This is a genomic window from Kribbella sp. NPDC026611 (assembly GCF_040638345.1).
Taxonomy (GTDB): domain Bacteria; phylum Actinomycetota; class Actinomycetes; order Propionibacteriales; family Kribbellaceae; genus Kribbella.
On sequence record NZ_JBEZYC010000009.1, the window covers coordinates 210,986 to 223,424 of the forward strand.

The following is a 12,439-nucleotide window of genomic DNA, read 5'->3' on the forward strand; positions in this document are numbered from 1 at the left end:
CCCTCTAAGGCTCTCCGCGGCAGTAGGTGCGGGGGCGTTGATCGTTGCTACGGCAGCGGTTTTCGGCACCCCGGCCGACGCGGCGCCGGTCGACGACGCGGTCGTCCAGGTCACCATCGACTCGTTCAGCCCGGTGGCGGCAACGCCCGGCCGGCCGGTGACGATCAAGGGCCGGGTCACGAACACCAGCTCGGTCACCTTCGACGACCCGCAGGCGCTGGCGTGTATCGATCGGACCCGCCTGGCCAGTACGGCCGCGCTGGGCGCGATCTCCGCCGAGCAGAACATCCCGATGAAGGACCGGGACAGCTGCACGAACATGGTCAACGCGGAAACCCAGACCTTCGAGCAGTTCGACCAGCCGCTCGCGCCGAAGGCCTCGATCTCGTTCACCCTGACCGTGCCCTGGCCGGAGTGGAAGATCACCGACACCACCGGTGTGTACGTCGTCGGCGTCACGTTCCGCGGCAAGCCGGAGAACGGCGAGCGGGCCACGGCCGGCCGCACCCGCACCCTCATGCCCGTCATCGGCAAGGAGGCACTGACCCGCACGGTGAACACCGCCCTGGTGATCCCGCTGCGGCACCGGCCCACCCAGCTCGGCGGACGGAACTTCGCCAACGACTCCCTGGCCAAGGACCTGGCTCCGGACGGCTCGCTCGGACGGCTCCTCGCCCTCGGCAAGCAGCGCAAGGTCACCTGGCTGGTCGACCCAGCGATGCTCGACGAGATCACCCAGCTGGCGAAGGGCTACGTCATCGTCGGCCAGGGCGGCCAGACCACCCAGGGCGCCGGGCAGGCCGTCGGTGCGGCCTGGCTGAAGGAGTTCGCAGCCAGCCAGGCGCGGGGCAACCAGGTGGTCCTGCTGCCGTACGGCGACCCGGACGTGGCCGGGCTGCTGGACGCGGGCAACCCGCTGCAGAAGCTCGTCGACCAGGCCCGCACCAAGACCGAACGGACCGGCGGCGAATTGGCGCCAGGGTTCACCAACGGGCTGTGGCTCGAGGGCGGCGCCGCCGCCAGCAAGTACCTCGCTCCCGCGTCCGGCGGCTTCCCCGGCGCGACCGAGCACGACCTGAACCTGGTCAGCAGCTCCTCGTGGGCGGCAGGAACCGCCCCCACTCTCACCACGACCCCGGTGTACAACGTTCTGGCCCCGGAGGGACCCGACCACATCGTGCGGACGGTCATCGCCGACTCCGCACTGACCAGCGGTGGCCCGGACCCGGACAGCGCCCTCAACCCGCTGCAGATCCGCCAGCGCTTCGCAGCGGAGACCGCGCTGATCGCCGCGAGCGGCAAGGGCCCCGCGTCGGTCGTCGTGCTGCCGCCGCGCAGCTGGGACACCGACGGCACAGCGAGCACAGCGACGGCCGCACTGGCCGGCAGCCTGGCCCTCCCCTGGGTCAAGCCGACCGACGTCGCGAGCGTTGTCGCCGACAACCCCAGGCCGAAGGCAACGAAGGCACCCTCCGCGGACACGACGAACGGTGTCATGACCGGCGGCCAGGTCGACGACATCAAGCACCTGCAAGAGGCAACCACGACCATGCAGGGCCTGCTGGTCGACGAGACCGCGCTGCCCGAGGTCATGTCCCAGGCGTTGCTCCGGTCGGCGTCGACCAGCTGGACCGGATATCAGGACGAGGCACGGCGCTTCGCCGCGATCGAGCTCGGCTCGGCGAACCAGCAGCTCGGCAAGGTGCACCTGGTCAACGCCAGCGTCGACCGCGGCCTCCGCAAGGAGATCAAGGTCAACCTGGCCGGCAGCAAGGGCACGTTCCCGCTGACCATCACCAACGACACCGAGTGGTCGATCCGGGTCGGCATCCTGGTCTCCACGGCGAACCGGTCCGACCTGAAGATCAAGTCGCCGCAGAGTGTCGTGCTCGGCCCGAGGCAGAAATGGACCCCGCGGATCAACGCGAGCGCCGAGCAGAACGGCCTGATCCGCGCCAACGCCCAGGTCGTCACCGCGGCCGGCCAGCCGGTCGGCAAGTCCCAGGAGCTGCTGATCCAGGCCAGCCAGTACGGCAGCGTCGGCTGGATCCTGGTCGGGGCCGCCTGCGCGCTGCTGTTCGGTACGTCGTTCGTCCGCATCTACCGCCGGATCCGTACCGAGCGCCGCAACCCGGCGCCGCCGGCCGCGGACGCGCTGCACCCCGAGCCCATCGACGTACCCGAAGCGACCGCTCCGGAGTCACCCCGCCCGGACGACACTGAGAACACCGTCCTGAAAGAAGGAGTCGGTTCGAAGGATGGCTGACCGCACCCTGCGCTCCGCGGCGGTGATGGCAGCCGGAACGGTGCTGTCCCGCCTGCTCGGATTCGTCCGGATCGCCCTGCTCGCGGCCGCCATCGGTACCGCGCTGCGCGGCGACATCTTCACCGCCGCGAACACCATCCCGAACAGCCTCTACATCCTGCTGGCCGGCGGCGTGTTCAACACCGTGCTGGTCCCGCAGCTGGTCCGCGCGATCAAGAACCACGACGACGGCGGCCAGGACTTCACCAACCGGGTGCTCACCTTCGGCTTCGTCGTCCTGGCCGTCGTCACCGTCGGCTGCGTGCTGCTCGCGCCGGCGATCGCCGAGCTGTACCTGCCGAAGGAGCTGCACGACCCGTCCCGGGTGACCGAGAAGGCGAACATGGTGATGTTCGTCCGGCTCTGCCTGCCGCAGATCTTCTTCTACGGCGCGTTCGTGCTCGTCGGGCAGGTGCTGAACGCGCGGCGCCGGTTCGGTCCGATGATGTGGGCGCCGATCGCGAACAACATCGTCGCCTGCGCGTCGATCGTCGTCTTCCTGTTCGTGTACCGGGTCGGTGACACGCCTCCGACGTACGGCCACGGTGAGGAGCTGCTGCTCGGGCTCGGGCACACGGTGGGCATCGCCGTCCAGCTGCTGGTGCTGCTGCCGTACCTGAAGGCCAGCGGGCACAGCTACCGGGTGAAGTTCGGCCTCCGCGGTACTGGACTAGGTCATACTGCCCGATTGGGCCTTTGGACCGTGCTGTTCGTCGCGGTGAACCAGGTGACGCTGGTCGTGGTCACCCAGCTCGCCATCGCCGGTAGTGCCTCGAACGACCCAGGCGCGAAGGCGGGTCTGTTCGCGTACAGCACCGCGATGCTGATCATCCTGGTGCCGCACGGCATCGTCACGGTGTCGCTCGCGACCGCCGCGCTGCCGCAGATGTCGTCGCTGGCGGCCGAGGGCGATCTGGCCGAGGTGAGCCGGCTGTCCGCGCGCTCGATCCGGCAGACGCTGGCGATCGTGGTACCGGCCGCGGCCGCGATGATCGCGTTCGCGCATCCGATCGTGACGGTCATCGCGGGGTACGGCTCGGGCAAGAACAACCTGACGCTGATGTCGTACACGCTGATGACGCTGGCGCTGGGCATCGTCCCGTTCACCGTGCAGTATTTCCAGCTGCGCACCTTCTACGCGTTCGAGGACACCCGGACGCCCTTCTTCCTGCAGTGTGCGATCGCGGCCACGAACATCGCCGCCGCGGTGATCGGGGTCCGCGTGCTGCTCGACGCGGAGCACCTGCGGTTCAGCGGTGTCGTCCTGGGCGCGGCGTACGCGCTGGCCTACCTGGTCGCCGTACTGATCTCCCGGCCGGTGCTGCGGCGCAGGGTGCGGCGGGTCTCGGGCTCCGGCATCGGGCTGCCGCTGCTCGCGATGGTGATCGCCGCGGTGGTCGGCGCGGGCATCGGACGCGCGGTGCTCTGGGTGATCGGACAGGTCGTCACCTGGTCCGGTCCGGTCGGTTCGATCGTCGAACTGGCGATCGCCGGGGCGGTCATGCTGCCGGTGTACGCCGCGGTGGCCCGGGTACTGCGTATTCACGAGGTCAACGACGTGGTGTCCATGGTCACATCGAAGCTGCCGATCCGGCGCTGAACCGGTCCGCTTGTGCGCTCGTGCACCAGTCAGCAAGACACGGGGGCACTAGCATGGGGGCTGCGATCAGGCCGCGTGGGCATCTAGGAGGGCGAGAGACACCGTGTCGAACCAGACCGTGAGTCCTGGTGCGCTCCTGGCCGGGCGGTACCGGATCGCCGAGCTGCTTGCGGAGATCGACGGCGCGCGCGTGTGGCGAGCCGTCGACGAGGTGCTCAGCCGGGCCGTCGTGGTGGATGTGCTGCCGGTCGGCGACCCCCGCACCAACCTGCTCTTCGACGCCGCCCGCCGGGCGGCCGCAGCGACCGACCCGCGGTTCCTCCGGGTGCTCGACTGCGACATGCACGACGGCGTGACGTACTGCGTCCGCGAGTGGGCCGGAGGCCGTCCGCTCGAGCGCATGCTCAGCGCCGGACCACTGACCGGCCAGCAGGCCGGCTGGCTCGCCCGTGAGGTCTCCGAAGCCCTCGAGAACCTGCACCGGACCGGCTACGCGCACGGTGCGATCAGCCCGGCGACCGTGGTGGTCACGGACGCGGGCGCGATCAAGGTCGTCGGCGTCGCCACCGAGGCCGCGCTGCGGTCGTTCGGCGCCGGCTCCCCGGAGCAGGACGTCTATGCGCTCGGTGAGCTCCTGTTCTCGTCGCTGACCGGTCGCTGGCCCGGTCCGGCTCCCGCGTGGGGTCTCCAGCCCGCACCGGTCGAGCACGGCCGGCTGCTGAGCCCGCGTCAGGTGCGCGCCGGCGTACCGCGTTCGCTGGACGACATCTGCGACCGCCTGCTGAGCGACCCGCCGCGGCACCACGCTCCCCCGATCACCAGCGCCGCCGGCCTGTCCGCGGCCCTGTCCGGAGTGGTCGGCAGCTCGCACGAGCCGCCGAACCAGATGGACGAGACCGTCCAGGTCGCCCGGCAGAACGGCAGCATCGACGACGCCACCCAGGTGGTGCCCCCGTCCCCGCCGCCGGCCCTCGACCCGACGTCGCAGTACGACAGCGAGCCGAACGGGTACCGTCCGCCGCAGCCGGCGTACCAGACCGCTGCCGAGACCCGGCCGGTCCGGCGCCAGACGCCACCGCCGTCGAACGGTGGGGGCAGCCGGCGCCGCGCCGACGAGCCGAAGCCGAAGGGCGGCTGGGGTGGGCGGATCCTGATCCTGCTCGCGATCCTCGCGCTGCTGTCGGTGGTCGCGATGGCGCAGTTCCTGCTCAAGGGCGCGATGAACAACGACCAGGGCAGCGGCGACAACGGGACGAAGACCAGCGGCCCGCCGCAGACGAGCAGCAGCACGCCGACGACGACCGGTGGCAAGGCGCAGATCTCCAGCGCCCAGGACTTCGACCCGAAGGCCGACGGCGGCAACGGCGAGGAGCACAGCGGCGACGTACCGAACACGTACGACGGCAAGGCGAGCACGACGTGGGAGACGCAGACCTACCACAACAAGCCGAACCTGGGTGGCACCAAGCCGGGCGTGGGCATCGTCTACAACCTCGGCGCGAAGACCCCGATCTCGTCCGTCGCGGTCGCCCTGCAGGGTGACGACACGAGCGTGCAGCTGATGGTCCCGAAGGGTGACACCACCAAGTCCCCGCCGTCGATCGACGGCTGGGTGGCCGTGGACACCAAGGCGGACCAGCCGGAGGGTACGGTGACCCTCAAACCGCAGTCGCCGACCGAGACGCAGTACGTCCTGGTGTACCTGACCAAGCTGCCGAAGGCCGACGGCGGTTTCCGGGGCATCATCTCGGAGGTCACAATCCAGAAATGACGGCTCACGTGGACTCGGGCAACCCCCCGCCCCAGCCGGACGTGCCCCGGATCGGCACCGCCGACCCGGTGGATCAGCATGCGGGTCCGGTGAGCTACGACCAGCTGGACGACCATGAGCTGCTCCGGATGCACGTGGCCGGCAACCCGGACTCGTTCGGCTTCCTGGTCCGCCGGCACCGGGACCGGATGTGGGCGGTCGCGATCCGCACGCTCGGCGAACCCGAGGAGGCCGCGGACGCGCTGCAGGAGGCGTTCATCTCGGCGTTCCGGCGGGCCGACTCGTTCCGCGGTGACGCGAAGGTGACCACCTGGCTGCACCGGATCGTGGTGAACGCCTGCCTGGACCGGATCCGCCGCCGCCAGGTCCGGGCCGCCGACCCGCTGCCCGAGGACGAGGACCGCGCCGCCGAGCTGGCCGGACCGACCGAGGACGACCCGGCCGAGGTCCGCGAGCGCCGCCTCGACGTACTGAACGCGCTCAAGCAGATCAACGAGGACCAGCGGGCCGCGCTGGTCCTGGTCGACATGGAGGGCTATTCGATCGAGGAGGCCGCCGGGATCCTCGACTGCGCCCCCGGCACGGTCAAGTCCCGCTGCGCCCGCGGCCGCGCCAAACTGCTCCCCCTGCTCCGCCACTGGCAGGAAAAATCGCCGACCGAACCAGTGGGAACCGAATGAGCGCACCCGCCGTCGAAGCGAGGTCGCCTGCCTCTGGCGGCCCGATTGACTATGTCTTCGACCGGAGCACCAATATGACCACGCTGCCGCGTATCCCAGGTGGGGAGGCGAGCCCCCGATGACCGAATCCGGTCTGCCGACCAGCGAGCACCTCGAGCACCTGGACACGGACACCATCGCCGACCTGATCGAGAACCTGCTGCCCGCCGCCGAGGCGCATCGCGCGCGCGAGCACGTGAAGGCGTGCCCGGACTGCCAGCAGACGTACGACGCCCTGCTCCAGCTGTCCGAGGACCTCGCGGAGGAGGGTCGCGCGGACATCCCGATGCCGGCCGACGTCGCCGAGCACCTGGACGCGGTGATCGTCTCCGAGTCGGTACTGCGTGCTTCGACGGTCGGCGTGCACTCGCTGGCCCAGCTCCGCGACGAGCCGCGCCGGTACCTGCCGAAGCTGCTCGGCGCCGCGGCCGCCGTCGTACTGGTCGCTGCCGTCGGCGTCGGCATCGTGGTCGCCACCCGGGACCAGGCCGGTGAGGGCGCGGCCAGCACGACCCAGACCAGCCCACCGGCCGGCGTGGTGACGATGAGCACGAAGGACATCGGCCCGCAGGCGCAGCAGTGGCTCGAGCACACCCCGACCCCGATCCTGAACGGCTCGGCGGCGGAGATCTCCTGCGCCCGGCAGTTCGCGGCCGGCCGGCCGAACCCGAGCCTCCGGCTGGTCCAGCCGGTGAAGGTCGACGGCACCCGGGCCACGCTGATCGGCGTCCAGGGCGGATCACCGCGGGACATCCAGCTTTTCGCGGTCACGGGATGTAGCGACAACGGCGTGGCGAGCTCGTTCTACGACACCTCGGTGACGCTCCGCAACCGCTGAACGGGCAGGCGTGTGGCCTGGGTACCGTGGGAATGCTCGACCTCTAGGATCCGTTGAGTACGACGTATCAATCTCGACTCCCCGAGGAACGCCTGCATGAGCGACTCCACAGTTCGCAACGTCATCATCGTCGGCTCCGGCCCGGCCGGGTACACGGCTGCCGTGTACGCCGCGCGGGCAGCGCTCGAGCCGTTGGTTTTCGAGGGTTCCGTGACCGCCGGTGGCGCGCTGATGAACACCACCGAGGTGGAGAACTTCCCCGGGTTCTCGCAGGGCATCATGGGCCCGGCGCTGATGGACGAGATGCGTACCCAGGCCGAGCGCTTCGGCGCCGAACTGGTCGCCGACGACGTCATCAAGGTGGACCTGACCGGTGACATCAAGGTGGTCACCGACTCGGCGGGCACCGAGCACCGCGCGAAGGCCGTGATCCTGGCGATGGGCTCCGGGTACCGCAAGCTCGGCCTGGACGACGAGGCCCGGCTGTCCGGCCACGGCGTCTCCTGGTGCGCGACTTGTGACGGCTTCTTCTTCCGCGACCACGAGATCGCGGTCGTCGGCGGCGGCGACTCCGCCGTCGAGGAGGCCACCTTCCTGACCAAGTTCGCCAAGAAGGTGCATCTGGTGCACCGCCGCGGCGAGCTGCGGGCCTCGAAGATCATGGCCGACCGCGCGCACGCGAACGAGAAGATCGAGTTCCAGTGGAACTCCGAGGTCGAGAAGATCCACGGCGACCAGAAGCTGACCCACCTGACGCTGCGCGACACCACCACCGGCGAGACCCGCGAGGTACCGGCCACCGGCCTGTTCATCGCGATCGGGCACGACCCGCGCTCGGAGCTGGTCAAGGGCCAGGTCGACCTGGACGAGGAAGGCTACGTCCTGGTCAAGCAGGGCAGCACCGAGACCAACCTGACCGGCGTGTTCGCGGCCGGCGACCTGGTGGACCACACCTACCGGCAGGCGGTCACCGCCGCCGGCACCGGCTGTGCCGCCGCGCTGGACGCCGAGCGTTACCTGGCCGGCCTGGAGGACGCGGCGACCGCCGCGGCCGCCGCCGAGCCCGTCACCGTCTGAACCCTCACACCCCTCACTGAAGGAGATACGCCCGTGGGCGAGAACATGAACGCTGTCACCGACGCCGAGTTCGACCAGACCGTGCTGAAGAGCGACAAGCCGGTTCTGGTGGACTTCTGGGCCGAGTGGTGTGGACCGTGCCGCCAGGTATCGCCGATCCTGGAAGAGCTGTCGCAGGAGCACAGCGACAAGCTGACCTTCCTGAAGATGAACGTGGACGAGAACCCGGTCACCCCGAGCAACTACAGGGTGACGGGTATCCCTACCATCAACGTCTATGTGAACGGTGAGCTGGCCAAGTCCATCGTCGGTGCCAAGCCGAAGGCGGCGCTGCTGCGGGAGCTGGCCGACTTCACCGGCTGAGCACTGAAACAGGACCACCCTTCCGCCACGGCAAGGAGCAGTACCTATGGAAGCCCCGCACGGCGTGTACCAGCTCGGCGACAGCGGTGAGGCGGTCGCCGAGATCGTCGGCAAGCTCCAGCGGCTCGGCCTGCTGGCCGGCGGTCACGACGTCTACGACGAAGCGACCGCGCACGCCGTCCGGGGGTTCCAGCAGCAACGCGGGCTGATGATCGACGGGATCGTCGGGCCGCAGACGTACCGGGCGATCGACGACGCCCGCTGGCGGCTGGGCGACCGACTGCTGACGTACGTCCCGACGCACCCGCTGACCGGTGACGACGTCCTCGCCCTGCAGGCCAAGCTCCAGGAGCTCGGCTTCGCGGTCGCCCGGATCGACGGGATCTTCGCCGCGGACACCCAGCGCGCGGTGACCGAGTTCCAGCGCAACATGGGTCTCCCTGCCGACGGCACCTGCGGCCCGTCGACGTTCAAGGCGCTGCAGCGGATCCGTCCGATGGCGACCGGTGGTCGCCCGGACGCGCTGCGGGCGCGCGAGGCGGTGCGTGCCGCCGGACCGCGCTTGTCCGGCAAGACCGTGGTCATCGACGCAGGCCACGGCGGCTTCGACTACGGCTGGGAGGGCTACGGCCTGCGCGAGTCCGACATCGCGTACGACCTTGCCGCCCGGATCGAGGGCCGCCTCGGCGCGACCGGCGTCCGTGCGTACCTGTCCCGCGGCCGCGACCAGGGTCCGGACGAGCTGGCCCGGGCGGCGTTCGCCAACGAGACCGACGCGAACCTCTGCGTCTCCCTGCACACCGACGGGTCGATGAACCCCGAGGCGCAGGGCGTCGCGACGTACTTCTACGGCAACGATCTACACGGCGCCTCGTCCAGCGTGGGCGAGCAGTTCGCCGGCCTGGTGCAGCGCGAGATCGTCGCGCGCACCGACCTGCTCGACTGCCGGACCCACGCCAAGACGTGGGACCTGCTGCGCCGGACGAAGATGCCCGCAGTGCGCCTCGAGATCGGGTACGTGACCAACCCGCACGACTCCGCCCGGCTCGCCGACCCGGCCTTCCGCGACGTGATCGCGGAGGCGATCGTGGTCGCGATCCAGCGCGTCTACCTCCCGCCGGACCAGGACGCCGCCACCGGCATGCTCCGCTTCGGTCAGCTGACGGTCTGAGCGTCGTCGATTTCGCGGTGAGCCGTTCGTCAGCTGAATGAACCCGGCGATCACGCCGGGCATCATTCAGGAGGGGCTCATGGCACACCCAGTCGTCCATACCGAGATCCGATCGGCGGATCCCGACAAAACCCGGGAGTTCTTCGCGGACCTGTTCGGGTGGAAGGTCGCGTCCGAGGGCGAGTTCCCGGGCTACACGTTCATCGACACCGGTACCCCGGACGGACCGTACGTCGCGATCGGCCCGCGGCAGAGCACCGAGGACGAGGTGCTGTTCTTCGTCGCCGTGACGGACGTGGCGGCCACGCTCGAGCGAGCGGAGCAGCTCGGCGGGCGCATCGTTCAGCCGGCCCAGCAGGTACCCGGCACGAGCTTCGGTGTGTTCGCCGACGCGCAGGGTCACAAGATCGGCGTGGCCGCCACGCAGTGATCACTCCTTCTCGAGGGCGATCTTCGGGAGGATCCGGCCGAGGCCTCGCGGCAACCACCACGCGTGGTTGCCGAAGAGGCGCATCACAGCGGGCACGATGATGCAGCGGATCAGCAGGGCGTCGAGCAGCACCGCGGTGGCGAGCCCGAGGCCGAACTGCTGCAGCATCCGGTCCGGGCTGAGCAGGAACGCGCCGAAGACCACGATCATGATCGCGGCCGCCGCGGTGATCACGCTGCCTGTCGTAGCGAGCCCTTCGCGGACCGCCTCGCGGGCGTCCTTGGTCCGGCGCCACTCCTCGTGGATCCGCGACACCAGGAACACCTCGTAGTCCATCGACAGCCCGAACACGATCGCGAAGATCATCACCGGCACGAACGCCTCGATCGGCCCCGGCTGCGCGCCGAACCAGCCGTGCTGGAACACCAGCGTGATCACGCCCAGCGAAGCACCGATGCTGAGCAGGTTGAGCACCGCCGCCTTCAACGGGATCAGGATCGACCGGAACACCGCCAGCAGGAGCAGCGCCGACAGCCCGACCACGACCAGCACGAAGATCGGCAGCCGGTTGCTCACCGCGGACGAGAAGTCATCGGCCGCCGCTGTCGCACCGCCGACGAGGTGCGTCGCCTGCGTCTCCGACCCGAGCTTCGGCAACGTGTCGTCCCGCAGCCGCTGCACGAGGTCGCTCGTCGCCGCGTCCTGCGGCGCCGACTTGGGGAACGCCAGTACGGTCGCGAGCTTCCCGTCCGGAGTCTGCTGAGCCGGCGTCACCGCCGCGATCCCCGGATCGGCGGCCAGCGTCCTCCCGAGCTCCTGCGCCGCGGCCGGCCCGCCCTCGGTCACCACGACGAGCGGACCATTGAAGCCGGGCCCGAACCCGTCGGCCAGCAGGTCGTACGCCTTCCGGCTCGTCTTCGCCGGGTCATCGGTCCCCGCGTCCGCGAATCCGAGTCGCAGGTCGAGCGCCGGCAGTGCCAAGGCGATCATCGCGACGGTCCCGACCACGAGCGGTACCCACGGCCGCCGCTGGACGGCCGCTGCCAGCTTGCGCCAGCCGTCTCCCGGCGTACGTCGCTGCTTCGCCGCGTGCTTGCGCACGCTCCGCTCGATCCGCTTCCCGAACAGCGTCAACAGCGCCGGCAGCAAGGACACGGCAGCGAGCATGGTCATCAGCACCGTCAGCGTGACACCGAGTGCGATCCCTTGCAGCGACCCAAGTCCCAGCGCCAGCAGGCCGAGCAGCGCGATCACGACCGTACAGCCGGCGAACAGCACCGACCTTCCCGCGGTGTCCAGGGCGAGCATCGTCGCCGTTTCCCGGTCGGTCGCGTCCTTCAGCAACTCGTGGCGGTAGCGCGCGAAGATCAGCAGCGCATAGTCCACGCCGACGCCGAGACCGACCAGCATCATCACCGGCGCCGTGTACGACGGCACCGTGAACACGTGCGAGGCCAGCACCAGCACGCCGAGTGCACTACCGACGGCGAACAGCGCGGTCAGCAACGGAAGTGTTGCCGCTAGCAACGATCCGAACAGCAGCACCAGGATCACCAGCGCGGCGAACACCCCGGCGCCTTCGGCGATACCGCCCGGGCTCTCGACTGCCGACCGCGCGAGGTCTCCACCCACCTCGACCTGGAACCCAGGCCGGGCGAAGTCCTGTGCGCGGTCGATGATCATGCGCACGTCCGCCAGCGGCACATCCACGACGGACGCATCCAGGCTCACGGTCGAGTAAGCGGTACGTCGATCTGTCGACATGGACCCGGGTCCGGCATACGGATCCGCGACCGACGCGACATGCGGAAGCTTCCGCACGACGGCGAGCATCGACTCGACCCGCTGCTGTTCGGCGGCCAGACCGGCGTCGGCCCGGACGACGATCTGAACGGACGCCGTCTCCCCCTGCGGCTGGTGCGCCTGGAACAAGTCGCTGACCCGCTGGGAGTCCGTGTTCGGCAGCGAGTTGTCGTTCTTGTACGCGTTGCCGACCAGCAGCGACGCCGTCGTCACCGCAGCCAGCACCACGACCCACAGCATCAGTGCCAGACCGGAGTGCCGCATCGACCAGCCGGACACCCGGTGCAGCAGCCCGGGCCGGTCCTTCCCGGTCGGCCGGACCGGAGTGTCGACGGTCATGGCAATCCCCCTCAATAAGTAGC

At 69.8% G+C, this 12,439-nt stretch carries 10 protein-coding genes; 9 read left to right on the forward strand and 1 reads right to left on the reverse strand.

Annotation, left to right across the window (positions count from 1 at the left end; translation table 11 throughout):
* Positions 1-37: 37 nt before the first annotated feature.
* From AB0E69_RS32340 to AB0E69_RS32380, 9 genes are all read left to right on the forward strand, one after another.
* The gene (locus AB0E69_RS32340; protein WP_360154844.1) at positions 38-2,266 is read left to right on the forward strand and encodes a hypothetical protein; all 2,229 of its coding nucleotides are present in this window, start codon (positions 38-40) and stop codon (positions 2,264-2,266) included.
* Positions 2,259-3,905 (forward strand): murein biosynthesis integral membrane protein MurJ, encoded by a 1,647-nt coding sequence (gene murJ / locus AB0E69_RS32345; protein WP_360154847.1) that lies wholly within the window; start codon positions 2,259-2,261, stop codon positions 3,903-3,905. Before AB0E69_RS32340 ends, murJ begins: the two co-directional genes overlap by 8 nt.
* Before the next feature lie 103 nt (positions 3,906-4,008).
* Positions 4,009-5,676 carry a protein kinase family protein gene (locus AB0E69_RS32350; RefSeq protein ID WP_360154850.1) on the forward strand — a complete coding sequence of 556 codons (1,668 nt, stop codon included), beginning with the start codon at positions 4,009-4,011 and terminating at the stop codon, positions 5,674-5,676.
* Entirely contained in the window at positions 5,673-6,356 is a 684-nt protein-coding gene (sigM, locus tag AB0E69_RS32355; protein ID WP_360154853.1) for an RNA polymerase sigma factor SigM, read from the forward strand. Before AB0E69_RS32350 ends, sigM begins: the two co-directional genes overlap by 4 nt.
* A gap of 118 nt (positions 6,357-6,474) precedes the next feature.
* A complete protein-coding gene (locus AB0E69_RS32360) occupies positions 6,475-7,233 on the forward strand; it encodes a zf-HC2 domain-containing protein (protein ID WP_360154856.1) in 759 nt (252 codons plus the stop codon).
* A 96-nt stretch (positions 7,234-7,329) separates the two neighbouring features.
* Positions 7,330-8,310 carry a thioredoxin-disulfide reductase gene (gene trxB / locus AB0E69_RS32365; protein ID WP_360154859.1) on the forward strand — a complete coding sequence of 327 codons (981 nt, stop codon included), beginning with the start codon at positions 7,330-7,332 and terminating at the stop codon, positions 8,308-8,310.
* 45 nt (positions 8,311-8,355) lie between these two features.
* Positions 8,356-8,673: a thioredoxin gene (gene trxA, locus AB0E69_RS32370; RefSeq protein ID WP_360155296.1), complete on the forward strand. Its 318-nt coding sequence runs from the start codon at positions 8,356-8,358 to the stop codon at positions 8,671-8,673.
* A gap of 46 nt (positions 8,674-8,719) precedes the next feature.
* Positions 8,720-9,844: an N-acetylmuramoyl-L-alanine amidase gene (locus tag AB0E69_RS32375; RefSeq protein WP_360154862.1), complete on the forward strand. Its 1,125-nt coding sequence runs from the start codon at positions 8,720-8,722 to the stop codon at positions 9,842-9,844.
* Between the two features lie 79 nt (positions 9,845-9,923).
* A complete protein-coding gene (locus AB0E69_RS32380) occupies positions 9,924-10,274 on the forward strand; it encodes a VOC family protein (protein ID WP_360154865.1) in 351 nt (116 codons plus the stop codon).
* Here the strand turns inward: AB0E69_RS32380 and AB0E69_RS32385 are convergent, their stop codons facing one another.
* On the reverse strand, positions 10,275-12,416 hold the full coding sequence (locus AB0E69_RS32385) for an MMPL family transporter (protein WP_360154868.1): 2,142 nt from the start codon (positions 12,414-12,416) through the stop codon (positions 10,275-10,277).
* Positions 12,417-12,439: the final 23 nt, after the last annotated feature.